Source organism: Roseateles chitinivorans (assembly GCF_050632235.1).
Lineage (GTDB): Bacteria > Pseudomonadota > Gammaproteobacteria > Burkholderiales > Burkholderiaceae_C > Roseateles > Roseateles chitinivorans_A.
Map to the genome: position 1 here is coordinate 890,018 of NZ_CP192584.1, position 24,213 is coordinate 914,230.

The following is a 24,213-nucleotide window of genomic DNA, read 5'->3' on the forward strand; positions in this document are numbered from 1 at the left end:
GGATGCGGCGCACGTTAGGAAGCGCGGATGGCGGGTCCGTGACAGCGTGGCATTCTCGGCAAGGTCCGGCGCCGTCGGCTCCGCCGGGTCCGGCCGGTGAGCCGATCCGACCCCCGCCGGGCCGTGTGACGGCGACTGTCACACGCGCCGCCTAGCATCGCGCGCCATGAAGATCGTGCTGCCTCGTCCGCCGCTCGTGCTCGCGCCGGTCGCGGGCTCGCGTCATTTCGGCCATGCGCTGCTGCTGGCGATGGCCGCCGTCACCTGGTCCTTCGGGTACTGGGCCGTGGCCAAGCCGGTGGACCTCTGGCGCTGGATCGACATCGTCAGCGAGACCTCGATCGTGGTGATGCTGGCGCTGTGGCTGGTGCAGCTGCGCGCGAGCCGGCCTGCCGGCCGCGTCACCACCTGGCTGTGCCTGGGCCTGTCGGGGATGCTGCTGGGCGGCTGGGCGGACCTGATGGACGAGTTCTGGAAATTCCCGCGCGCGTTCACGCTGCTGATGGGCATGGAGTCGGGCTTCCACGTCATCGGGATGGTCGGGCTCACCTTCGGCCTGCACCTGTGGCGGCAGGAACAGCTCGCGCTGAACGCGTTGCGCGCCGGCCGCGAGCGGGGCTACCGCGAGCATGCCCAGATCGACGGACTGACCCAGCTCGGCGATGGCGCCTACCTGCTGGACCAGATCCGGCGCCAGCAGGCGCTCGACCGCGACGTGCACCCGGCGGGAACGTCGCTGGTGATGCTCGGCTGGCAGGACCTGCCCGCGCTGGCGCGCCAGCACGGCCTGGCCGAGGCCGATCGCCTGCTGCAAGCCACCGGGCCGCTGCTGCTGCTGCAGATGCGCGCGGGCGACCTGCTCTGCCGCTATGCCGCCGACCGCTTCGTGGCGCTGATGCCCAATGCGGATTCCGCGCTGTCGGGCGACCTGCTCGCGGCGCTGTCCTCGCATGTGCATCCGTGCGCCGACGGCCGCACCCGCGCGCGCCTGAGCGCACGCATGGCCAGTGCCGCGCTGGACCCGCAGGAGGACGCCGAGGCGCAGCTGCTGCGGCTGCTGGAGCGGCTGCGGTGAGCCTCGACGCGGCCGCCCCACGGTTGTCGACCGACGCGGCCGGGGACGCCCTGGCCGTGTTGCGTCAGGCCCTGCCGACGCGGGCCGCGGTGCATCACGGCGCGGACCATGCGTTCATCCCCTGGGCCTACCAGGGCGCGCTGCTGGCCGAGTTCGCGCGCAGCCGCGCGATCGAACCGGCCGAGTGGCTGGGCCGCTGCGGCGTCGCGCCGGGCCAGACACTGTCGTCGCGGCAACTGCTGTCGATGCTGGCGGCCCTGCAACCGCTGGCGCGCGACGTCGGCTTCGTGATCGGCCAGTTGAGTCTGCCCGGTCACTACGGTCTGGCGAGCCAGGCCCTGCAGCAGGCCGGCGATCTGCGCCAGGCGCTGCGGGTGCTCTGCGACTGGCCGGCGCGCCTGTCGCCGCTGCTGACGCCGCGGCTGGTCGAGACCGCCGACGAACTGCTGCTCGTCTGGACCGAATCCTGCGGCGCGCCGGCCAGCCTGCAGCCGCTGCTGGTGGACATGCAGATGAGCGCGGTCGTGGCGATGGCGCAATGGCTGGGTGGCATGCCGCTGCCGTGGTCCTTCTCGTTCAACCGGACCCGGCCGCGCGAGCTCTCGCAGCACGCGGCCTACCTGGGCCCCGACCTGCATTTCGGCTGCCAGGTCGACGCGATGCGGCTGCCGCTGACCGCGGCGACGCTGCCCTGGCGTGCCGCGGTGCCCGGGCGGCCGGCGCTCGCGGCCGGCGCGCTGGCCCAGGGCGCGGACCCCGAGGCCGCGTCCCGCGGCCAGCTCGCCGCGCTCTACGACCACCTGCTGGCCGAGGTCGGCGGTGACCCCTCGCTGGAACGCAGCGCGCGGCGCTTCGGCGTCAGCCCGGCGACGCTGAAGCGCCAGCTGGCGCAGCTCGGCACGCACCACCAGGCCCAGCTGGACCAGGTCCGCGCGCACGCCGCGCTCTACCTGATGCTGCTGCGCGGCCAGCGCGGCGAGGCGGTGGCGCGCTCGCTGGGCTTCACCGACAAGAGCAACTTCCGGCGCTCGTTCAAGCGCTGGACGGGGATGACGCCGGGATTGCTCTGAGCCGGTCCTTCCCCAGCCGCGAAGGCTGCCGCCGGCGCGCGGCATGAGGCCCCGCATAGACTGCGCCCCATGCCCACGGCGTTCGAACATCCCGAGGATCAGGCCCAGTACCGCCGCCCCGCGCACCGCGCCGGCGTGGAGCTGTACCACGCCCACATCCTGCGCCACAGCTTCGAGCCGCACACGCACGAGGCCTACGGCCTGGGCGCGATCACCGAGGGCGTCGGGCGCTTCCGCTGGCGCGGCGGCGAGCATCTCGCACCGCGAGCCACGCTGATGCTCATGAACCCCGAGGACATCCACACCGGCGAGGCCGCCACCGCCGACGCGTGGGGCTACCGGATGGTCTACCTCGACGAGGCGCTGCTGTCCGAGCTCTACGGCGGGCCGGCCTGGCGTTTCGACGCCGCCGTCGCCCACGACGCGGAGGCCGCCACGCGCGCGGCCGGACTGATCGCCGCGCTGTGGCGGGCGCGGGAACCGCTGGCCTTCGACAGCGCCCTGCTCGAACTGGTCCAGGGACTGAGCCGCCACGCGCATCGCGCGCCGATCCGTCCCGACGGCGCGGCGCCGCGCTTCGCGCCGGTGATCGAGCACATGCGCGCCCACCTCGACGAATCGCTGGACACCGCCCGCCTGGCCGCCGTCGCCGGCCTGAGCCCCTTCCACTTCCTGCGCAGCTTCAAGGCGCAGCACCACGCGACGCCGCAGCAGGCGCTGATGGCGCTGCGGCTCAACGAGGCCAAGCGGCAGCTCGCCGCCGGCCATGCGCCCGCGCAGGTGGCCGCCGCCGTCGGGCTCACCGACCAGGCGCACCTGACGCGCGGCTTCGCGCGACGCTATGGCGTGACGCCCGCGCGCTACCAGCAGCAACTCGGTACAAGACGCCGGCCCTGACGCGGGGCGACACTGCGCCGCATGCTGTCTGGATTCCTGTTCGCGCTTGCCGCCGGCCTGATGTGGGGCCTGGTGTTCGTCACCCCGCTGCTGTTGCCCGAGTACCCCGCCGCCATGCTGATGGCGGGCCGTTATCTTGCGTTCGGGCTGCTCGCGGTGCCGCTGGCGGGGATCGACTGGCGGGAACTGAAGCGCCTCACCCGGGCCGACTGGGTCGACGCGGTGAAGCTCAGCGCCATCGGCAACTTCCTGTACTACCTGACGCTGGCGGCCGCCATCCAGCGCGCTGGCGGCCCCTTGCCGACGATGATCATCGGCACGCTGCCCGTCGTCATCGCGGTCTGCTCCAACCGGCGCAATGCCGTGCGCGACGGCCACTACCGCTGGCGTGACCTGGCACCCGCGCTGCTGCTGATCGCGCTGGGCATCGGCTGCGTCAACCAGGTCGAGCAGGCCGCCGTCGCGCCGCAGGCGCTCGGGCGTTATCTGCAGGGCGCGGGACTGGCGCTGATCGCGCTGGCCTGCTGGACCTGGTATCCCATCCGCAACGCCGACTGGCTGCGCGCGCACGCCGACCGCAACCCCCGCGCCTGGGCCACCGCGCAGGGCCTGGTGACACTGCCGATGGCGGTGCTGGCCTTCCTCGTCCTGGCGATCGCCGACGGCACGGGGCTGCCGCTGCTGCCGGCCGGTTTCGATTTCCCGGCCGGACCGCGGCTGTGGCCCTACGTCGGCCTGATGACGGCTGTCGGGCTGTTCGCGTCCTGGCTCGGCACGCTGTGCTGGAACGAGGCCAGCCAGCGCCTGCCCACCGCGCTGGTCGGGCAGCTGATCGTCTTCGAGACGCTGGCCGCGCTGGCCTATGCGCAGCTGCATCGCGGCGAGTGGCCGCCGCTGATGGGCGTGGCCGGCGTGCTGCTGCTGGTCGGCGGCGTATGCTGGGCGCTGCGCCTCACGCCGGTGCCGCCGGGGCGGGAACGGCATCTGCCCGCCTCGTCGCCATGAATTTTCTGCCTCACGACCCCGCCCGCCGTGCGCTCCTGAAGCGTGCTTCCGTCCTGACCGCCGCAAGCACCGTCGGTGCCGCCTTCGGCGCCGCCGCCGCGTTCCCCGCGCGTGCGCAGAGCGCGCCGGCGTCGGCGCCCGATGCCGCCGCCGATGCCGTGCCTGCTCCGGTGCCCGGCGTCCAGCAAGGCACGTGGCGCGACCAGTCCCGCCTGCGCGACATCCCCTGGCGCCTGCGTCTGCCCGAGGGCGATCGACCGGTCGCGCTCGTCGTGTTCTCACACGGTCTGGGCGGCAGCCTGGATGGCGGCACCGAATGGGCGCAGGCCTGGGCGGATGCGGGCATTGCGACCCTGCACCTGCAGCATGCCGGCAGCGACCGCGCGATCTGGCGCGGCGGCCTGCAGGGCGTGAAGGCCGCCGCGAGTGCCGAGCAATTGATCGAGCGGGGGCATGACGTGCAGTTCGCCGTCGAACAGCTGCTGAAGCTGCAGAAGGACGGCCACGGCGCGTGGGCCCGCGTGCGGCCGGAGGCGTTGGGCATGTCCGGCCATTCCTTCGGGGCGCAGACGACATTGGCGGTCGCCGGACGCGACTTCCGGGAGCGCAGCGCGCCCGATTTGACGGAATCGCACTTCAAGGCCTTCGCGGCGTTCAGTCCGTCGGCGGGGCACTTCCCGGGCGGCATCAAGGGCATCACGCGCCCGATGCTGTGCCTGACCGGCAGCCTCGACGGCAACCCGATCGGCCAGGAGCGCGACGGCCGCTACCGCCGCGCCGTCTACGACACCCTGCCGGCCGGGGCCAAGGCGCAGCTGTGGCTGGAGGGCGCTGACCACATGAGCTTCGGCGGCGGCGGGGAGCGCGGCGCGGGCTTCGGGCAGCGGCTGCTCGGTCGTGCGCGCGAGCCCGTGCCGGAGAAGCTCGCCGCCCATCACGCGGCGCTCATCAAGTCCATCAGCACGGACTGGTGGCGCTGGCGGCTGCTCGAGGACGAGGCCGCGCTGACGCGCCTCAAGGCCCCAAAGGGGTTGGACCCCAAAGACGAATGGCTCCAAGGCTGACCAACTCGCGGCCTGAAGCACGCCCACTCGTCGTTGCGGATGCGCGCCGTAGCGCTGCTACGGCTGTGCTCCGCGCCTAGATTGGGCGCGCTTCAGGCCGCGAGTTCGTCATCGGAGGAGTTGGAGGGGGTCATGAGCAGCGACTTCGCCAGGGCGCCGATGCGGCGCAGGGCGCGCGGATGCTGCTCACCCCATTGGCCGCCGACGCCCAGCCGCACGCAGTTGCGGAAGCGCGGGCTCGCCGAGAACATCATCCCCGGCGCGATCACGATCTGCTCCGCCAGGCAGGCCTCGTACAGCAGCGCGGTGTCCAGCCCCTCGGGCAGTTCCACCCAGAGGATGAAGCCGCCGGCGGGGTCGGACACGCGCGTGCCCTTCGGGAAGCTCTCCGCGATCATCTGGCGGGCGTGGTCGACGCGGGCCGCGACCGTGGCCCGCAGCTGGCGCAGCGCGGCGCCGCCGCCCGCCTGCGTGAGCAGGTCCGCCAGCGCCAGCTCCAGCACGCTGGTCTGGCCGCCCGACTGCACCGCCTTCGTCTGCCGCAACACCCGGCCCCAACGCCCCGCGTCGACCCACCCGAGCCGCAGCCCCGGCGCGATCGTCTTCGAGAACGAGCCGCAGATCATCACGTGCCCCGTCGTGTCGAAGGACTTCACCGCGCGGCGCTTGTCCTCCTGCTCGGACAGGTCGTTGTAGAGCACGTCCTCGATCAGCGCCACGTCGTGCCGCGCCACCATCGCCGCCAGACGGCGGCGCTCCGGCACCGGCATCGACGCGCCCAGCGGATTCGACAGGGTGGGCACCGTCAGCACCGCCTTGACCTGCTGGGTCTCGAAGGCCAGCTGCAGCGCGTCCAGGGACAGGCCGTGACGCGGATGCGTGGGGATCTCCAGCGCGCGCAGGTGCAGGCTCTGCAGGATCTCCAGGAAGCCGTAGTAGGTCGGCGATTCGAGCGCCACCACGTCGCCGGGCTTGCACACCGTGCGCAGGCACAGGCTGATGGCCTCCATGCAGCTGTTGGTCAGGACGACCTCGTCCGGGTCCAGCACGCAGCCCAGTCCCAGCGCATGGCGCGCGACCGCTCGCCGCGCCTCCTCCATGCCCGGGCCGAGCGGGTAGGTGCACAGCAGGTCCCGGTGGCGCATCACCGCGCGCGCCATCGCGCGGCGGACGCGGTCCTGGTCGAACAGCTCCGGGCCCGGGCAGGCCGCGCCGAAGGAGATGAAGGTCGGATCCTGCGACAGCGCCATCACCTGCACGCCCAGCTTGTCCAGCTGCACCATCCGGGAGGCGGTGTCGGGCCGCGAGACCCGGGGCTCCGGCAGCCGCGGCGGGCGCGCCGCGACGAAATAGCCCGATCGCGGCCGGGCCTCGATCAGTCGCGCGTCCTCCAGCCAGCGGTAGGCCTGGACCGCCGTGGACAGCGACACGCCGTGCTGTCCCGCCAGCTCCCGCACCGACGGCAGCCGTTCGCCGCGCTTCAGGGTGCCCGAGCGGATCGACCGGGCCATCCGGTCGGCGAGTTGCATGTACAGCGGTAACAGCGGCGCGTCCATGCATCGATTCTGTGTGTTCCCACCCGGCAAGGACCAATACAGATCAGCGGCAAGCCGGCCAGCACAGGTCCCGCTCGTGCGCGGGCTGTATGCCTCGCATCGGTCGGTGGCTGTGGATGGAGCACGACGGCGCGATTTTTTATCGTGACGACATGCAACCGCTCCGCCTGCTCCCTTCGCTGCTCCGGCCCCGGCTCCTGCCCGCGCCGGCCTTCGTTCCCCCTGTCCCGGACCGGACGCCGTCGTGCTGCCGATCGACGGCCGTCCGATCACGCTGAGGCTGCGTCGCCCCGTGCGGCTGCGTGTCCATGGCGGCCGCGCGTGGATCACCCGCGCCGGCTGTCCCGACGATCACTGGCTGGAACCCGGCCAGACGCTGGACCTGCCGGTGTCCGCCAGCTGGCTCGGATGGACGATCTTCGCCAGTGGCGAGGGGGCGTCACTCGTCACCCTGAAGGCGGAGGCGCTCGACTGAGCCGCCAGCCCGTCGCGGTTTTTCGCTATAACTCGGCCCTCGACAAAAGACACGGGACTGAAGTCCCACGAGGGAGTTGCGATGAACAGATCCGCGATGTGGCGGGTGGCGCGTCTGGCCGTGGCCGGCGCAATCGGCGCGGCGCTGCTGAGCGCGTGCGGCGGCGGCGGCGGCCCCAGCGGCACGCCGCTGAACGGCAGCGACAACGGCAGCGGCGGCGGTGGCAATGGCGGCGGGAACAACGGCGGAAACACCGGCTCGCAGGGCCCGGTCCAGCCCAGCGCCAGCTACGCCCAGCAATGCGCGCCGGGCAACACGGAGGCCGCGGCCAACCTGCGCACCGCCTCCCTGGGCACCGAGAAGAACTGGGTCCGCGCCTACCTCGACGAGGCCTACCTGTGGCGCGAGGACGTGCCGTCGATCAACGCCTCGGCGGCCGCGTACAGCGGCAGCGATGTCGGGGCCGCGCTGAACGCCTACTTCGAGGACCTGCTGTCGCCGGCACGCACCGCCAGCGGCAAGCGCAAGGACCAGTTCAGCTTCGTGATGAGCACGCGCGAATGGAACGCGCTGTCGCAGGGCGGCGTGGAGGTCGGCTACGGGATCGAGTGGTCGATGAAGTCGCCGACACCGCCGCGCGGGCTGCGGGTGGCGTTCGTCGAACCGGGCAGCGTCGCCGACCTGGCCGGCGTGCGACGCGGCGACACGCTGGTGACTGCGGACGGCGCGGCCGCGGATGTCGCCGACGCGGCCGGCGTGAACACGCTCAACGCGGCGCTCTTCCCAGACACCGCCGGCGCCAGCCACCGTTTCGCCCTGACGTCGAATGCCGGCCTGCCGCGCAACGTCACGCTCGCCGCGGGCAGCATCACCAAGACCCCGGTGCCGACGAGCCAGGTGCTCACCGCCGCCGACGGCGCCAAGGTGGGCTACCTGCTGTTCAACGACCACATCCTGACGGCGGAAGCACAGCTGATCGCCGCGATGCGGAACTTCAGCACCAGCGGCGTGAGCGACCTGGTCGTCGACCTGCGCTACAACGGCGGCGGCTACCTGTTCATCGCCAGCGAGCTGGCCTACATGATCGCGGGCGGCACGGCGACGTCGGGCAAGACCTTCGAGCAGCTGCGCTACAACAGCAGGCGCGCGGCGGAGACCGCCAGCGCGGATTCGAAGACGCCGTTCTTCAGCGAGTCCTGCCTGCTGTCGGGCAACAACTGCACGTCGCAGCAGCCGCTGCCGGCGCTGAACCTCAAGCGCGTGTTCGTGCTGGCGCAGTCGGGCACCTGCTCGGCCAGCGAGGCGCTGATCAACGGCCTGCGCGGCGTCGACGTCGAGGTCGTGCTGGTCGGCGGCACCACCTGCGGCAAGCCCTACGGCTTCACCGCCAAGGACAACTGCGGGTACAGCTACTTCCCGATCGAGTTCGTCGGCACCAACAACAAGGGCTTCGGCGACTACGCGGACGGCTTCGTGCCGGCGGGGTCGGGCGCGACGGGAGTCAAGGGTTGCCAGGTCGCGGACGACTTCAACCATGCGCTGGGCGACACCGGCGAGGCCATGCTGGCCGCGGCGCTGCAGTACCGCAGCAACGGCACCTGCCCGGCGGTCGGTCCGTCGGAGGCCGGCCGGGCCACCGCGATGGGCGTGCGGGCGGCGGGCGGTGACGCGGTCGCGCTGAGCCTGAAGAAGCTCGCGGCACGCAGCAACCGGATCGTCGGCGGACGGCCCTGAGCGGCGAGGGGGCGCGTGCTCGCGCCGCGCGCGCCCATGACAAAGGCCGCCCTCGAGGCGGCCTTGTCGTTGGTGCTTCCCGATGGCGTCCCCGGCGGCCTGGGCCGCCCTGCGCTCAGAGCTTGGGAATGCGGATCCGGCTGATCATCAGCGAGCCTGAAACGGCGAACAGCAGCACCAGCGGATGCAGCGTGAAGCCACCGAGCTTCAGGGTGCCGAACCAGAGCGCCTCGCCGATCGCGCCCTGCCAGGCGGCGACCCACAGCACGATGACCAGCAGCAGCGAGGTGGGGATGGGCGTGCCCTCGAAGTAGGCGACCTTGTCGCCGCCGCCGGACAGGGTCTCGGCGGTGATGTTGTAGCGGGCCAGTCGCGACACGCCGCAGGCCACGAAGAAGCCCAGCACGATGCGGTCCCACAGGCCCTGCATGCCGCAGCCGTAGGCGATCACCGCCGGCGCGACGCCGAACGAGATCACGTCGGCCAGCGAGTCGAGCTCGCGCCCCATGGCGGAGCTCTTCTGGCGCCAGCGCGCGATGCGGCCGTCGAACACGTCGAAGACCAGCGCGGCCGGGATCAGTGCGCAGGCGTAATACAGGTGTTGCACCGTGCCGGTCTGCAGGAAGGTCATCACCGAGAACAGCGCGCCGACGCCGCAGAAGGCGTTGCCCAGGGTGAACCAGTCCGCCAGATGGAACTCGCGGATCATGGAGAAAGGCTTGGGTCGGTTCATGGGAAGCGAGCATAAGCGAAGGCCTGGCGCTTCGTGGCAAAGGCCGGGCCCGGCCGCGGCGCTCCCCGCTGCGGGAGCGGGCGGGGAGGCGGTCAGGCGTCGCGGGGCGCGTCGACCTGGGGTGCCTCGGGGCTCGCCGTCATCCGGCTCCAGGCCTTGCGCGTCAGGTGGAGCGCCAGCAGTCCGACCGGCATCCGCAGCCAGTGCGACCGGACGTACAGCGCGGCCTCGGCCAGATCGTGGCCGGGCAGCCGGCAGCTGTCGTGCGCCGGTCGCAGCGCGCGGCGGTAGCAGGCATCCAACAGCCGCAGCGCCAGCGCGCCCGGCGGCGGACCGAGTTCTGCCGGCAGCGTGTCCGGATACGGCGTGTCCAGCAGCATCCGCGTGTAGCGCAGCGCCAGCCAGAGCGGGCGCGACAAGCCGATGCGGCGCGCGCGTGCGCTCAGGCGCGTCCAGAAGCCGTCGATCGCGCCGAACTCGCGCAGCAGCGCGTCGAGGTCGAACAGGTCGCGCAGGCCGTTGGGCAGTTCGCCCTCGTGGAACAGGTGGGCGGCGCTGTGCAGCAGCATGTCCTCGGGCGGCAGGACGAAGACGCCGGGCAGGCCGGCGGAATCGGCCAGCGATCGCGGCGCGTCGAACAGCGCGCCGCTGTCCAGCGGCGTGCGTGCCGTCGGCGGCAGCAGCGTGTGATGCACGTCCAGCGAGGTGCCGCGGCGCTTGTGATGCAGCGGCGGCAGCTCGTGCATCCAGTCGCGGTAGTAGCGCTGGTCGTAGGCGTCCAGGTCGTCGTCGAAGTCCCAGCCGTGCACCAGCAGCGTCGTCTCGCAGCGCGGCAGCTGCGCGGGCGGGATCAGCAGGTCGATGTCGCTGAACAGGCGTCCGGGCGCCGGCGCATGGCCGCCGAGCGCATACGCCGCGCCCTTGAGCAGGATCAGCGGACCGGGCAGCTCGGCCAGCGTCTGGCGCAGCAGGTCGACCTCGCGCCGCAGCATCTGCGCCTGCCGGCGCGACAGCAGCAGCGCCGAGCGCAGGTGGGGCTGCACCTGTTCGGGCAGCGTGGCCAGCCAGCCGCCGGTCTCCATCTGCGCGGCCAGCTTGCCGGCCAGGTTGGAGCGCCGCGCCTGGCGCAGCAGCAGGTCCCAGTCGACCAGGCTCAGCCCGGCCGCGATCGCGGGCTGCAGCAGCACGCGGACCAGCAGCGGACGGCGGCGCTCGCCGTGATGCGCGATCACGGACGCGCTCATGGTGACGCCTCCGCCAGCGCCTCGAAGTGGGCCACGGCCTCGTCCAGGCGGCTGTACTCGAAGCGGTAGCACGCGCAGGCGTCGACCAGCCGTCCCAGCCGCTGGAAGCCGGCCTGGCCGTGGACGTCGTAGTTGAAGGACTGCTCGGCGAGGTCCATGAACGCGCGGGCGCGGTCTATCGGCATCAGCTGCGCAGGCGCGTCGGCACGCCAGGCGGGCAGCACCACCCACGCGGGTCGGGCGGGCGCCACGCGGGCCTCGATCGCGTCCTGCGGCGCGCGCACCAGCGCGACAGTGCCCTTGGACGTGTTGGGCATGGACGCGCTGAAGTGCGCCTGCGGCGCGAAGGCCCGGATCAGCGGGATCGACGCGTTCTTCAGGTTGATCGGCCGCGCCATGCCGTGGACGAGGCCCGTGGCCATGTCCAGCAGGCCGAGCTCGTCCGACAGCAGCCGCCAGCCGCGATGCGCCAAGGCCGCGCACAGCGTGCTCTTGCCGGAGCCCGGCGGCGCGGGCATCAGCAGCGCGCGGCCGCCGCGTTCGAGCACCGCCGCGTGGATCAGCAGGTACTGATGGGCGTGGGCGGCGATGCACCAGTTGATGCCCCACTCGAGCATCGCCAGCGCCTGCGCGGCCGGCAGCGGCGTGAACGAGCGCTGGCCGTCGAACCAGAACTCCGCGCGGCCTTGCAGGCGGCTGAGCCAGTGCGGGCTGCGCAGCACGGCGACGTGGAAGTCGACGAACCCGTCGTCCTCGACCAGGTCGAAGTCGCGGTACATGGCCGCGACATCCTCGGCCAGGTGCGGGATGTCGGAGCGCACGCGCACGGTGAAGGGCGACAGCCGCAGCGTCACGCCGCCGTCGCGCATCCGGGCCCGCAGCCCGGCGGTGCCGACGTCCTGCAGCTTCAAGCGACCGGCTCCTCCGCCGCCTCCGCGACGGCATCCGCCCGGTCCGCCGGCGGCATCAGCAGGTGGATGTCGGCCAGGCGGCGCAGATGCAGGTCCAGCAGGTCGGCGAGGGCCTCGGGCGTGGGCGGTTCGTCCCAGTCGACGTCCCGGGCCAGGCGCGCCAGCAGCTGGTCGCGGTCCAGCGGCTCGGCGGCCAGCCATTCGGCCAGCTGCGCGCCGAGTGCGGCGATCAGGTGGGTGTCCCCGCTGTCGGGGTCGAAATAGACCGCGTGCTGTTCGCCCTCCCAGGCGAGCAGCACGTCAGCGAGCGATTGCCTGCAGCGCCAGGCGGCTGCGGCCATCAGGCCACGAGCCAGTTGCTGTACAGGTAGTTCTTGTAGTCCGCCTGGGTCCAGGCCGCGCCGGTCGAGTTCGACGGCTTGAAGATGCCGGGGCCTTGCGAGGCCATCTGCAGCAGCATGTCCTGGCCGGTGGCCGAGAGCACGCACTGACCGACGCTGTTGCCGGCGAACAGGGTGTTCAGGCGGGCGACGATCATCATCGTGCCGTAACCGCTGGAATCATTCTTCAGCAGGTTGTAGACGTTGGACGTGCTGCTGACGTTCTTCAGGCCGCCGGGGAACACCTTGGCGACCGTCAGGTTCGCACGCGCGTAGGCGAGCGTCTTGCCGGAATACCACTGGGCGATGATGTAGTTCCAGGGGGCATTGCCGCCGCGCACCTGGGACCGGCCCGAGTTGTTCGCCCAGTTGGAGATGTACCAGCACTCGGTGTTGTTGATCACCGCCGCGTCGGCACGCGCCTGCACGCTGGCACCGCCGTTGCGCAGGATCGCCGAGCCCCAGGCCGAGGTCGTGTTGCAGTGCCAGGCCATCGCGGGGCGGCTGGCCAGCGTCAGACCGACCGGCACCACGCCGGCCTGGATGAAACGGCGGCGGCGTTGCGAGACGACGGAACCCTGGACCGGGCTGACCGGGGTGGGGGTGGCCGAAGACTGCGGGGTGGTGTCGCTGCTGTTGTCCATATGCTCAGCTTTCGTGGTGCTATGCCGTCCTGATTCCTGCGGACGCTCAAGCGGATCGGCGCTCCCGTCCGACCTGCGATCGCAGTGTTCCATACAAGCCTGCCACCGGATACCCCGCCCAACCCCTTGAACGGGTGGCGTGCGGCGTCCGTCACACGCCATGTAAGTCAGCGCAGGCTTACGCGGAATCCTTCGCCGTTGTTGACGCCTGATCCACGTGTCCGACGATGGATCCGGGGGCATGAGGCGGACGGCCCATGGGGGTGACGCCTTCAGGCGACAGCGCCTGCGCCGGGGTGTCCTTCCCCGGCGCGTCCGTCGACGCCTCCTCAGGGTCGTCCTCGACCAGGAAGCCGCCGCTCTGGTGCGCCCACAGCTTCGCGTACAGGCCGCCCTGGGCCAGCAGCTCGGCGTGGTCGCCCTGCTCGACGATGCGGCCCTGGTCCATCACGATCAGCCGGTCCATCGCGGCGATGGTCGAGAGGCGGTGCGCGATGGCCACCACCGTCTTGCCTTCCATCAGCCGGTACAGGCTGCGCTGGATCGCGGCCTCGACCTCGGAGTCCAGCGCGCTGGTCGCCTCGTCGAGCAGCAGGATCGGCGCGTCCTTCAGCATGACGCGGGCGATGGCGATGCGCTGGCGCTGGCCGCCGGACAGCTTCACGCCGCGCTCGCCCACGTGGGCGTCGTAGCCCTGGCGGCCCTTCGGGTCGGTCAGGCCGTCGATGAAGTCCACGGCCTCGGCCCGCTCGGCGGCGGCGCGCATCTCGTCCTCGGTCGCGTCGGGGCGGCCGTACATCAGGTTGTCGCGGACCGAGCGGTGCAGCAGGCTGGTGTCCTGGGTCACCATGCCGACCTGGCGTCTCAGGCTGTCCTGGGTGGCGGTGGCGATGTCCTGGCCGTCGATCAGCACCCGGCCCTTGTCCACGTCGTAGAAGCGCAGCAGCAGGTTGACCAGCGTCGACTTGCCCGCGCCCGAGCGGCCGACCACGCCGATCTTCTCGCCCGGGCGGATCGTCAGGGTCAGGTCGTGCAGCACGGTCTTGCGACCGCCGTAGCTGAAGTCGACATGGTCGAAACGCACTTCGCCGCGGGTCACGTCCAGCGCGCGGGCGCCCTCGGCGTCCTGGATCGCGATGGGGCGCGAGAGCGTCGTGATGCCGTCCTGCACGGTGCCGATGTTCTCGAACAGGCTGGCCATCTCCCACATGATCCAGTGCGAGATCCCGTTCAGGCGCAGCGCCATCGCCGTGGCGGCGGCGACCGCGCCGATGCCGACCTGGCCTTGCGTCCACAGCCAGACCGTCATGCCGGCGGTGGAGGCGATCAGGCCCATCGACAGCGCGTGGTTGACGATCTCGAAGCCGCTGATCAGCCGCATCTGGCGGTAGGCGGTGTTCAGGAAGTCCTGCATCGCGCCGCGGGCGAAACCGGCCTCGCGGTTGGAGTGCGAGAACAGCTTGACCGTGCTGATGTTGGTGTACGCGTCGGTGATGCGGCCGGTCATCAGGCTGCGGGCGTCGGCCTGCGCGGTGGCCGCCTTGCCCAGGCGCGGCACGAAGTAGCACAGGGCCACGACGTAGCAGGCCAGCCAGCCCAGGAAGGGCAGCAGCAGCGTCGCGTCGAAGCTGCCGACGACGCCCAGCATCGTCACGAAGTAGATCGTGATGAAGACCAGGATGTCGGTGACGATCAGCCAGCATTCGCGCACGGCCAGCGCCGTCTGCATCAGCTTGGCGGAGACGCGGCCGGCGAACTCGTCCTGGTAGAAGCTCATGCTCTGCGCGAGCAGGTGCCGGTGGAAGTTCCAGCGCAGCCGCATCGGGAAGTTGCTGGACAGGCCCTGGTACTTGCTCAGCGACTGCAGCGCGATCAGCAGCGGGCTGGCCAGCAGGATGCCGAGCAGCATCAGCAGCTTGTCCTGCTGGGTGGACCACCATTGCGCGGGCGGGACCTGGCTGAGCCAGTCGACGACCGAGCCCAGCATGGAGAACAGCAGCGCCTCGAACGCGCCGATGCCGGCGGTCAGGACGATGAGCACGCCCACCAGCCCGCGCATCCCGTGCGAGCCGGCCCAGACGAAGGCGAAGAACCCCTTGGGCGGCTGAGGCGCCGGGGTCTGCGGGAATGGATCGACGAGTTTTTCAAACCAGCCAAACACGGCGGTCTCCCTGTCACTTCTGCGAGACCGGTGAGCCTACAGGAGCCGTGTGGCGGACGCACCCCGCCCCCGCTCCGGTGGCGGGTGGGTGGGGTGAACGGGGGAATCCGCGCTCGGGTGGCCGCCTCCGGGGCGGCGTCGGGGCTACCTGGCAGGCAGCGGCAGCAACCGGCCCTGCGCCTGCTTGGGCGCGGGGATGTGCAGCAGGGCCGACAGCGTCGGTGCGAGGTCGACGATCTCGACACGCTGCTCGATACGGCCCTGGCCGACCCACGCCGGGCCCCAGGTCAGCAGCGGCACGTGGGTGTCGTCCTCGTAGGGGCTGCCGTGGGTGGTGCCGGTCACGCGCGAACCGAACATCCATCCCGCCTTCGGCACCACCTGCAACGGCGCCGCGATGCCGGGGTACCAGGAGCGGCGGAACTGTTCGAGGTAGGGCGTCGTCGTGTCCGTCCCGGCCAGTTGCGCGCGGGTGAATGCCGCCTGGACGCCGTCGATCTGTTCGACCGACGCCTTGGCCGTCGCATAGACGTCGTCAGGATTGAGGCCAGCCATCTTGATCGCCACCTCGTCGAAGATCACGCCCGATCCCGACATGCCGAGGGCCCAGTGGAACTCGCCGAAGCGCTTGGACACGCCCGCGTTGATGATGCCGACGACCTGCGCCGGGTTGATGCGGCCGGCATCCCGGCCCTGGGACTTCGCCCATTCGGGCGTGTCGGTGAAGCCGTGGTCGGCGGTCAGCACCGCGACGTAGTTGCCGCGGCCGACCTTGGCGTCGAGGTACTTGAACCAGTCCTGCAGGTAGGCGTCCAGATGCAGGAAATGGTCGTGCGACAGCCGCGATTCGGGGCCGAAGGCGTGGTTGATGTAGTCGTGGCTGGACAGGCTGACGGACAGGATGTCGGTCTGGTCGTCGGTGCCGAGCTGCTCGCCCTCGACGGCGGCCTTCGCGAACGCCAGCGTCAGCTCGTCGCCGAACGGGGAGGGCAGGATGTTGCCGTAGAAGCGCGGTCCCGGACCGTCCATGCCGGCACCCAGCACGGCCGGCAGCCGGTTGCCGTTGCCGCTGTTGGCCTGCCAGGGCTGGCCGTCCGGCACGCTGCGGGCGTAGGCCGTCTCCGGCAGCATCGGAGACCAGGTCTTGCCGAAGAACTTGTCGGCCGGCTTGGCCGCATTGAAGGCGTCGACCCAGGCGGGATGCTTGTCCATGTAGTAGGTGGACGAGGCGAATTCGCCGCTGCCGCCCATGTACATGTAGGCCGTGCCCTTGTGGCCGGCGGGCAGGATCGCGCCGCGGTCCTTGCCCGAGATGCCGATGACCTTGGATCCCGGCTGCAGCGTGCGCAGCACGTCGCCGACGGTCTCGACCTTGTAGTTCTTCGGGCTGGTGCCGGCCAGCGGCTCGGTCTTGTTGCCGATGTACTGGAAACGCGGATCGGCGGTGTTGTACTGCTGGGCGGCGGTCATCGGATCCCGCCACTCGTTGCCGATGATGCCGCTGCGCTGCGGGTAGGCGCCGCTCAGCATGATCGAGTGGCCGGCCGCGGTGACCGTGTAGCCGTGGCCGTAGTACGCGTTGGCGAACCAGGCGCCGCGGTCGAGGAAACGCTTGAAGCCGTCCGGCTGGAGCTGGTCCCGGTAGCCGAGCACCTGCCGGATCGGCAGCCCGTCGACGACCATGAAGACGATCAGCCTGGGCGGCTTCTTCGCCGCGAAGTCGGACGCCGCGGGGCCAGGTGTTGCCGGTCCGGCGGCGCCGGCCGGGGTCGTGGGGGACGGGGCGTTGGCGCAGGCGGTCAGCGCGGCCAGGACGGGCACCAGCAGCCAGGTGCGACGGGTCAGGGTCATGACGGATCGGGCTCCGGTCGAAGCCGCTGAAACAAATATGACAGCGGAGTATCCGCCTCTGTCCGCCGGGCCGGCGCGTCCGCCGGTGCGTCTGCTCGCTCTGCGCGACGGGGAAACCCTGAGGCTCGCTGCGGCCGTGCATCGTCCAGACGGAAAAAGGCCGGACACCACGCGGTGACCGGCCTATTTCACTTTCTGGTTGGATCGCTTGCGCGCTCCCCTCCTGTTATGGGAGGCGATTCTGCGGGCCGCAGGCAATGGGCATGCCCGGGTTTGCCCGGAGTGGGGTCTTTGAGGTGAGAACTCCTCCTCAAGTGGGAGGGGTTTCGGCGCAAAGTGATGCGTGGACGCGACGCTTCCTCAACAGGGTTGGCGCGGGCGTCAATGACTCATCCATGCAGAAATGCGTCGTCCAGCACTTCGATCCAGTGGCGGACGGGGACCTCGGTGCCGCTTTGCAGATGCTGGATGCAGCCGATGTTGGCCGACACGATCGCGTCGGCATCCAGGGGCGCCAATGCGGCGAGCTTGCGTTCCCGCAGCTGCTTGGACAGCACCGGTTGCAGCACCGAATACGTGCCGGCGGAGCCGCAGCAGAGGTGACTCTCGCTGGGGGCGACCGAGATCTCGAAGCCGAGTTCGCGCATCAGGCCTTCGACGCCGCCGCGCAGCTGCTGCCCGTGCTGGAGCGTGCACGGCGGGTGATAGGCGAGTTTGGGCCGCTGCGTCGTCGCGCCGGGTTGGCCGAGCCGCGAGCGCAGGGGCTGGAGCAGCTCCGGCAGGTACTCGCTGAGGTCGCGGGTGAGCGAGGCGATGCGCGTGGCCTTCTCCGCGTAGTCGGGGTCGTGCGCGAGCAGCCGGCCGTAGTCCTTGACCTGCACGCCGCAGCCGGACGCGTTCATCACGATGGCCTCGACCTGCTCGCCGTGCCCGTCGACCATGGGCCACCAGGCGTCGATGTTGCGCCGCGCGTCGTCGAGGCCGCCGTGGTGGTCGTTCATGTGCGAGCGGATGGCGCCGCAGCAGCCGGCCTCGTCGGCGACCAGCGTCTGCACGCCGGCGGCGTCGAGCACGCGGGCGGTGGCCGCGTTGATGTTGGGCATCATCGCCGGCTGCACGCAACCGAGCAGCATCAGCACCTTGCGCGGATGCGTGCGCTGCGGCCACTGGTGGGCGCGCGCGCCGGGCGCGGCCGGCACCTTGTCCTTCAGCGCGCCCGGCACCAGCGGACGCAGCGCCTGGCCGAGCCGCAGCGCCGGCTTGAACAGCGGCGAGGTCAGCCCCTCCTTCAGCAGCCAGCGCTTGAGGCGCTCCTCGCGCGGACGTTCGACCTTCGCGTCGACGATCTGCCGGCCGATCTCCACGAGCTGGCCGTACTGGACGCCGGACGGGCAGGTGCTCTCGCAGTTGCGGCAGGTCAGGCAGCGATCCAGATGCTGCTGCGTGGCGGCGGTCGGTGGCTCGCCTTCAAGCACCTGCTTGATCAGGTAGATGCGGCCGCGCGGCCCGTCGAGCTCGTCCCCCAGCAGCTGGTAGGTCGGACAGGTCGCCGTGCAGAAGCCGCAGTGCACGCAGCGCCGCAGGATGGCCTCGGCGGTCTCGCCTTCCGGGGTGCCTTGGAATTCGGGAGCCAGGTGGGTTTGCATCGGTCGGCTTGCTGTCGGCTTGCTGCGTGTCGGGGGCTGAGGGCGTCGTCTCGCTTCGGGATCCCGATCAGGGACCCGGATCAGAGGTCCGGGTAGAGCCGCCCGGGATTGAAGATCCCCGCCGGATCGAACTGCCGCTTCAGCTCCCTGTGGATCCGCGTCAGCTGCGGACCGAGCGGGGAGAAGGTGCCCTCGGACTTGTCGTTCGCGTAGAACATCGTCGCGTGACCGCCGGCGGCAGCCACGACCTCGCGCACCTGGGCCGGCGCCATCGGCGTCACCACCCAGCGCTGCGCGCCGCCCCATTCGACGAGCTGCTCGCCGTGCAGCGGCATCGCGGGCGCCGTCGACGGCACGGCGATGCGCCACAGCGTCGCGCCGCCCTGCACCGCGCGGCGCGCGCCGAGGAAGAACTCATCGCACTGGTCGCGCAGGCCCTGCCAGAACGGCGCGGCCATCGGTTCCGGAATCACCGAGCCGCCGAGCTTCTGGATCGCCGCGCGCACCGCCGCTTCAGCGCCGGACAGACGCACCACCAGCGCGCCGTCCCACCAGGCGCTCGCCGAGATCGGCAGCGGCTGCCCACCCCAGCGGTTCATCCGCAGCAGCGCCTTGTCCTGCGAGGCCTCGAAACGCAGCGTCGCCGTCGCGACCGGCCGCGGCAGCACCTTCAGCGTGACCTGCGCGATCAGCCCGAGGACGCCCATCGATCCGGCCATCAGCCGCGACACGTCGTAGCCGGCGACGTTCTTCATCACCGTGCCGCCGAAGTGCAGCAGCTCGCCCTTCGCGTCGAGCATCGTCAGCCCGAGCACGTGGTCGCGCACCGCGCCGGCGGTCGCGCGCGCCGGACCGGACAGCCCGCTCGCGACCATGCCGCCGATCGTGCCCGTGCCGCCCGAGGCCGCGCCGACGAAACGCGGCGGCTCGAAGGCCAGGTGTTGCCCATGCTGCGCCAGCAGCGCCTCCACGTCCGCCACCGGCGTGCCGGCCGCCGCGGTCACATAGAGCTCGCTCGGTTCATAGGCCATCACGCCGTTGAGCGACAGCGTCGAGATCGGTTCGGCCTCGCCCAGCGGGCCGCCGTAGAAGTCCTTGCTGCCGTGACCGGTCAGCCGCACCGGCCGGCCTTCCTGGAAGCGCGCCGCCATCGCCTCCAGGGTCGCCATCAGTTGCGTCGAGGGGACGAAGCCGCCGATCGGCTCCGGGTCCGCCGCCGCGGCCCCTGCTGCTTGGACTGCCATCAGAATCGCTCCAGTTCCGGGAATGAGAGTGCGCCGCGCTTCACATGCATGCGGCCGTATTCGGCGCAGCGCTGCAGCGTCGGGATCACCTTGCCGGGGTTCAGCAACCCCTTGGGATCGAAGGCCCGCTTGAGGGCCAGCATGCGTTCCCGCTCCTGCGGCGAGAACTGCACGCACATGCTGTTGAGTTTCTCCACGCCGACGCCGTGCTCCCCGGTGACTGTGCCGCCCATCGCGACGCTGGTCTCGAGGATGTCCGCGCCGAAGCGCTCGCAGCGATGCAGCTGGTCCGGATCGTTCGCGTCGAACAGGATCAGCGGATGCAGGTTGCCGTCGCCGGCGTGGAAGACGTTGGCGCAGCGCAGGCCGTACTTGCGTTCCATCTCCTGGATCGCCAGCAGGATGTCGGCCAGCCGCTTGCGCGGGATCGTCGAGTCCATGCACATGTAGTCCGGGCTGATGCGCCCCGACGCGGGGAAGGCATTCTTGCGGCCGCTCCAGAAGCGCAGGCGCTGCGCCTCGGTCTCGCTGACCTCGATCCGCGTCGCGCCGCTGGCCTGCAGCACCTCGCTCATGCGGGCGATCTCTTCCTCGACCTCTTCCGGCGTGCCGTCGCTCTCGCACAGCAGGATGGCCTCGGCCTCGAGATCGTAGCCGGCGTGGACGAAGTCCTCCACTGCCGCGGTCATCGGCTTGTCCATCATCTCCAGGCCGGCCGGGATGATGCCGGCCGCGATGATCGCGGCCACCGCGTCGCCGGCGCGGCGCAGGTCGTCGAAGCTGGCCATGATGCAGCGCGCCAGCTGCGGCTTGGGCGTCAGCTTGACGACGACCTCGGTCACCACCGCCAGCATGCCTTCGCTGCCGATCACGACGCTCAGCAGGTCCAGGCCGGCGGCGTCCAGCGCCTCGGAGCCGAACTCGACCGGCTCGCCCTCGACGGTGAAGCCGCGCACCTTGAGCACGTTGTGCAGGGTCAGGCCGTACTTCAGGCAATGCACGCCGCCGGAGTTCTCCGCGACGTTGCCGCCGATCGTGCAGGCGATCTGGCTGCTCGGATCCGGCGCGTAATACAGGCCGTGCGCCGCCGCCGCCTCGGAGATCGCCAGGTTGCGCACGCCGCATTGCACGCGGGCGGTGCGGGCCAGCGGATCGATCGCGACGATGCGGTTGAACTTGGCCAGCGCCAGCGTCAGGCCTTCGGCGTGCGGCATCGCGCCCCCGGACAGGCCCGTGCCGGCACCGCGCGCCACCACCGGCACGTCCAGCGCATGGCAGGCCTTCAGCACGCCGGCGACCTGGGCCTCGGTCTCGGGCAACGCCACGGCCAGCGGCCGTTCGCGGTAGGCCGTGAGGCCGTCGCATTCATAGGGGCGGGTCTGCTCGTCCTGCCACAGCAGCGCGTGCGCGGGCAGCTCCGCCCGCAGGGCCTGGACCAGCTGCGCGCGACGCCCGGCGCGGAAACCGGCCAGCGCGGCGGCCTGGTCGCCGGGCGGCGGGTGGGTCGAAGGAAGGACGGCGGTCATGGCGTCGAACTGTAGCCCCGCGCGCTGACCCCGGACTGAACCCGCCTCCCCCGTCGGCGGGAGTCCGTCAGCGGGAACCCGGCAGCGGCCACCATAAGGCCTTGCGGTCCAGCGGCGTCTGCGCCGGCAGCAGCGGGTTGCGGAGCTGCAGCACCCGGCGCTGGTCGATGCGGTGGCGCTGCAGCAGATCGCCGAAGATCTGCCGCGACAGCCGCTCGAAGGTGCCGTCGGCCACCAGCGCGTCCATGCCGCGCGTCAGGTCCGCCGCGAGCCGCGGGCGGCCCGGGCGGACGAACATGTAGAGCGCCGCCGGATAGTGCAACAGCAGGTAAGGGTCGATGACGAGTTGCTGCTCGGCGAAGCTGGCGAGCTCCGAATCGATCTCGAAGATCGACCGCGGGAAGTAGTCGAAGCGGCCCGACGACAGCATCTGGAACAGGCCCTGGTAATGCGTGCTGACCTGCACCGGCAGCCCGTTGGCGCGCAGCACGGCGGTGTCGGGCCAGTCGTGCATCTGCCCGGCGGTCAGCCGCGCCAGGTCCTTCAACTCGCGCACGTCGCGCAGCCGGTCGCGGTCGGCGGCGCGCATCAGGCACAGGCGCCAGCCGATCAGTCCCCGGTCCAGCGGCACGCGGATCGGCAGCAGGCTCTTCTCGCGTTGCGGGTCGGTCATCGTCCAGAACACGTCGATGCCGGGATCGCTGCTCGCCATCTCCAGCAGGGCGCGGCTCTGCACCATCTCCGACTGCGTCTGGACCAGCGCGTAGCGCGCGCCGCTGCGTTGCAAGGCGGCGTGCAGCAGGCTGATGAAGTAGTCGACCTGCCGATCCTGCTGCGGCAGGTGGCGGGGGTAGATGACGGTGGTGGGCTCCGGCGGCGCGGCGGCGGCCGGGCCGGACGGCGACCCGCGGGCCGCCGTCGCGGGGTCCGGCAGCGCCGGCAGGGCGGCGCCGAGGACCGAGACCGCGGCGGCCTGCAGCAGGTCGCGGCGGCCGGCCATCAGGCGTCCAGGAAGACGGTCAGCACGCCGGTGTAGCCGTGCAGCCGCGCATGGGCGATCTCGCCGTTGGCGAAGAAGCCGGCCAGCGGCACCTCGCCGAGCGCGTGCTGCACCCACTGCAGCTCCGCCGACGGTGAGCCGAAGTGCGGGCCGCCGCGTCCGGTGCAGCTGAAGTACAGCGCGCCGGCCATGCGCGCGCCGCGCTCTTCGGCCTCGGCGCGGATCTCGGTGCAGATGCGGACCAGGTCGCGCCGGGCGGCGTCCGGATGGCGCTCGCAGAAGCTCAGCAGCACGCCCTCGCGCATCTGCTCGGCGACGGCGATGCCGCGCCGGCCGGGGTCGAGCCCGACCAGGTGCCGGACGCGGACTTCGGCACCGTATTCACGCCGGGCGCCGGGCTCGTCGCCGAGCCCCACCAGCGTGCGGCGGAACAGCGGCATGGCCTGGCGCAGCGAGCCGGATTCGCCGGTGTAGGCGGGCAGCTTCAGGTCCTCGAGCAGCGCATCGAGGGCGGGCTGGCCGTCGAGTTCGGTCACCAGCGGCCCGTCGCAGGCGGTGACGCGGCGTTCGCGGCCGAGCGGCTGGCAGCCCTGGCTGACGCGCGAGATCCAGCGCACGTCCGGGCCCAGCGCCAGGCCCGAGAGCCCGCCTTCGAAGACGCCGTCGGCGATCTGCACCGCGGCATCGCCGCCGCTGACCAGGCCGCCGAAGAGGTAGCCGCTGCTGCAGCGCTGGGCGAGCTCGCTGATCAGCTCCTGCAGGTCGGGCGTGCCGCCGTCGGCATGCAGCAGCAGGCTGCGGGATTCGCAGTCCGGCGTCAGCGGCCGGAGCCCCGAGAAGATCCGCCACTGGTCCGAAGGGAGGTCGCAGAGCATGACCACCAGCGCGGGTTCGTCGAAATACTCGACGCCGCTGGCGCTGACCGCCAGCGCCGATGCGCCGACCCAGCCGCAGCCCGGCCAGCGCTCGCGGACTTCGTCCAGCAGCGCCTGCGCGTGCGGCACGTAGGGATGCGTCAGGTAGAGGAACCCCAGCGTCGGCGTCATGCCGGCGCGCTGCCCCTCCAGCTGCGCGCCGGCCAGGGCCAGCGCCATGTGGGGATCGGGATGGGTGGCGTGCGCCTGGAGAAAGCGAGGCATGAACGGCCCTCGGGAGGCTGGGGGCTCAGGGAGCCTTGCGTTTGGCGGCGGCCTTGCGTGCCGGCGCCGCCTTCTTCGCCGCGGGCGTGGCGGTGGGCTTGGCCGCGGATCTCGGGGGGCCTTGGCGGCGGATTTCGCGGCAGGTGTCGCGGCAGGTTTCGCCGCCGGCTTGGCGGCCGTGGCCGAGGCGGCAGCCGTGGTCGCCGCGCTCGCTGCGGTCTGGGCCGTCTTCATCGCGTTGGAGGCGACCTGCGTGAACTGCTGCGTCAGCGCGTTCCACCACTGCATCGGGTCGGCTCCGGCGGGCTTGGGGCCGGCGGCGTCGCCGGACTTCGCCTCCGCCTTCGCATCGGGCGTCATGCCGGGTTCCGCCCCGGCGTCCGTTCCGGGCGTGGCGTGCGCCTTGGCGTCCCGCTGCGGGGCGTCCGCAGCCGGCGAAGTCGGCGGCACCGGCGGCGTCTTCAGCACGTCCTTCAGGTCCGCCATCGGCACGTTCATCGCGTGCAGTGTCGACAGCGTCATCCGCTGCACTTCCAGCGCCTGGATGGTCGCGGTGAGCATGCGGGCGTTGTTCTCCAGCCAGAACTGCACCGTGCGCAGTTCGCTGATGCGCTTGTCCAGTTCCTCCGGATCCAGCGTCGGCGCCACCCACTGGTTGAAGCCGGGGATCGCCGCGCCGGCGTTCTTCATCAGCCCTTGCAGGAAGTCGAAGCCCGGAACGAATTTGCTGAAGTCGGTGTCCGCCATGATGTCTCCTCGGGGCCGTCCTCGCCGGTGGCCCCGTCGTGGGACGGGGTGCCTCCAGGGGCGGCCATGGGCTCGATCCTACGTCCTGCCGGCGGCTGCCCGACGTCGGGA

General features: G+C 71.4%; 20 protein-coding genes. 7 read left to right on the plus strand and 13 right to left on the minus strand.

All coding sequences use genetic code 11. The annotated features are described in order from the left end of the window. Window positions 1-166: 166 nt before the first annotated feature. The 5 genes from ACQ859_RS03970 (at window position 167) to ACQ859_RS03990 (ending at window position 5,111) form a co-directional block, all read left to right on the plus strand. Window positions 167-1,075 carry a GGDEF domain-containing protein gene (locus ACQ859_RS03970; protein ID WP_431264689.1) on the plus strand — a complete coding sequence of 303 codons (909 nt, stop codon included), beginning with the start codon at window positions 167-169 and terminating at the stop codon, window positions 1,073-1,075. Beyond that, window positions 1,072-2,145, plus strand: coding sequence for an AraC family transcriptional regulator ligand-binding domain-containing protein (locus ACQ859_RS03975; protein ID WP_431264690.1), 1,074 nt, complete (start codon window positions 1,072-1,074; stop codon window positions 2,143-2,145). The genes ACQ859_RS03970 and ACQ859_RS03975 overlap by 4 nt, the downstream gene beginning before the upstream one ends. Before the next feature lie 69 nt (window positions 2,146-2,214). Then, window positions 2,215-3,042, plus strand: a complete 828-nt coding sequence (locus tag ACQ859_RS03980) for an AraC family ligand binding domain-containing protein (RefSeq protein ID WP_431264691.1) — start codon at window positions 2,215-2,217, stop codon at window positions 3,040-3,042. Between the two features lie 21 nt (window positions 3,043-3,063). After that, window positions 3,064-4,047 carry a DMT family transporter gene (locus tag ACQ859_RS03985; RefSeq protein ID WP_431264692.1) on the plus strand — a complete coding sequence of 328 codons (984 nt, stop codon included), beginning with the start codon at window positions 3,064-3,066 and terminating at the stop codon, window positions 4,045-4,047. Continuing rightward, complete coding sequence (locus ACQ859_RS03990) at window positions 4,044-5,111, plus strand: alpha/beta hydrolase family protein (protein WP_431264693.1); 1,068 nt, start codon at window positions 4,044-4,046, stop codon at window positions 5,109-5,111. Before ACQ859_RS03985 ends, ACQ859_RS03990 begins: the two co-directional genes overlap by 4 nt. A gap of 92 nt (window positions 5,112-5,203) precedes the next feature. On the opposite strand, the gene ACQ859_RS03995 is transcribed toward ACQ859_RS03990, so the two are convergent. Continuing rightward, window positions 5,204-6,667 (minus strand): PLP-dependent aminotransferase family protein, encoded by a 1,464-nt coding sequence (locus ACQ859_RS03995; RefSeq protein ID WP_431264694.1) that lies wholly within the window; start codon window positions 6,665-6,667, stop codon window positions 5,204-5,206. Window positions 6,668-6,911: 244 nt separating this feature from the next. Here ACQ859_RS03995 and ACQ859_RS04000 point away from each other — a divergent pair, with 244 nt between their 5' ends. Beyond that, a complete protein-coding gene (locus tag ACQ859_RS04000; RefSeq protein ID WP_431264695.1) occupies window positions 6,912-7,142 on the plus strand; it encodes a DUF2917 domain-containing protein in 231 nt (76 codons plus the stop codon). 81 nt (window positions 7,143-7,223) lie between these two features. After that, window positions 7,224-8,876 (plus strand): S41 family peptidase, encoded by a 1,653-nt coding sequence (locus ACQ859_RS04005; RefSeq protein ID WP_431264696.1) that lies wholly within the window; start codon window positions 7,224-7,226, stop codon window positions 8,874-8,876. 115 nt (window positions 8,877-8,991) lie between these two features. Here ACQ859_RS04005 and pssA read toward each other — a convergent pair whose 3' ends face one another. The 12 genes from pssA to ACQ859_RS04065 all read right to left on the minus strand — a co-directional run bounded on the left by pssA (window position 8,992) and on the right by ACQ859_RS04065 (window position 24,102). Continuing rightward, the gene (pssA, locus tag ACQ859_RS04010; protein ID WP_431259678.1) at window positions 8,992-9,609 is read right to left on the minus strand and encodes a CDP-diacylglycerol--serine O-phosphatidyltransferase; all 618 of its coding nucleotides are present in this window, start codon (window positions 9,607-9,609) and stop codon (window positions 8,992-8,994) included. 92 nt (window positions 9,610-9,701) lie between these two features. Continuing rightward, window positions 9,702-10,853: a nucleotidyltransferase domain-containing protein gene (locus ACQ859_RS04015; protein ID WP_431264697.1), complete on the minus strand. Its 1,152-nt coding sequence runs from the start codon at window positions 10,851-10,853 to the stop codon at window positions 9,702-9,704. Beyond that, a complete protein-coding gene (locus ACQ859_RS04020; protein ID WP_431264698.1) occupies window positions 10,850-11,764 on the minus strand; it encodes an HprK-related kinase A in 915 nt (304 codons plus the stop codon). Before ACQ859_RS04020 ends, ACQ859_RS04015 begins: the two co-directional genes overlap by 4 nt. After that, the gene (locus tag ACQ859_RS04025) at window positions 11,761-12,105 is read right to left on the minus strand and encodes an HPr-rel-A system PqqD family peptide chaperone (protein ID WP_431264699.1); all 345 of its coding nucleotides are present in this window, start codon (window positions 12,103-12,105) and stop codon (window positions 11,761-11,763) included. Before ACQ859_RS04025 ends, ACQ859_RS04020 begins: the two co-directional genes overlap by 4 nt. Then, a complete protein-coding gene (locus ACQ859_RS04030) occupies window positions 12,105-12,788 on the minus strand; it encodes a hypothetical protein (protein ID WP_431264700.1) in 684 nt (227 codons plus the stop codon). Before ACQ859_RS04030 ends, ACQ859_RS04025 begins: the two co-directional genes overlap by 1 nt. 178 nt (window positions 12,789-12,966) lie before the next feature. Then, on the minus strand, window positions 12,967-14,949 hold the full coding sequence (locus ACQ859_RS04035; RefSeq protein ID WP_431264701.1) for an ABC transporter ATP-binding protein: 1,983 nt from the start codon (window positions 14,947-14,949) through the stop codon (window positions 12,967-12,969). Between the two features lie 144 nt (window positions 14,950-15,093). After that, window positions 15,094-16,800, minus strand: a complete 1,707-nt coding sequence (locus ACQ859_RS04040) for an alkaline phosphatase family protein (RefSeq protein ID WP_431264702.1) — start codon at window positions 16,798-16,800, stop codon at window positions 15,094-15,096. A 389-nt stretch (window positions 16,801-17,189) separates the two neighbouring features. Next, complete coding sequence (gene glcF / locus ACQ859_RS04045; RefSeq protein ID WP_431264703.1) at window positions 17,190-18,446, minus strand: glycolate oxidase subunit GlcF; 1,257 nt, start codon at window positions 18,444-18,446, stop codon at window positions 17,190-17,192. 80 nt (window positions 18,447-18,526) lie between these two features. Then, the gene (glcE, locus tag ACQ859_RS04050) at window positions 18,527-19,615 is read right to left on the minus strand and encodes a glycolate oxidase subunit GlcE (protein ID WP_431266457.1); all 1,089 of its coding nucleotides are present in this window, start codon (window positions 19,613-19,615) and stop codon (window positions 18,527-18,529) included. 74 nt (window positions 19,616-19,689) lie between these two features. Continuing rightward, window positions 19,690-21,216: an FAD-linked oxidase C-terminal domain-containing protein gene (locus tag ACQ859_RS04055; protein ID WP_431264704.1), complete on the minus strand. Its 1,527-nt coding sequence runs from the start codon at window positions 21,214-21,216 to the stop codon at window positions 19,690-19,692. Window positions 21,217-21,283: 67 nt separating this feature from the next. Beyond that, window positions 21,284-22,216, minus strand: a complete 933-nt coding sequence (locus ACQ859_RS04060; protein ID WP_431264705.1) for a substrate-binding periplasmic protein — start codon at window positions 22,214-22,216, stop codon at window positions 21,284-21,286. Then, window positions 22,216-24,102 carry an FIST signal transduction protein gene (locus ACQ859_RS04065; RefSeq protein WP_431264706.1) on the minus strand — a complete coding sequence of 629 codons (1,887 nt, stop codon included), beginning with the start codon at window positions 24,100-24,102 and terminating at the stop codon, window positions 22,216-22,218. The genes ACQ859_RS04060 and ACQ859_RS04065 overlap by 1 nt, the downstream gene beginning before the upstream one ends. Window positions 24,103-24,213 lie beyond the last annotated feature (111 nt).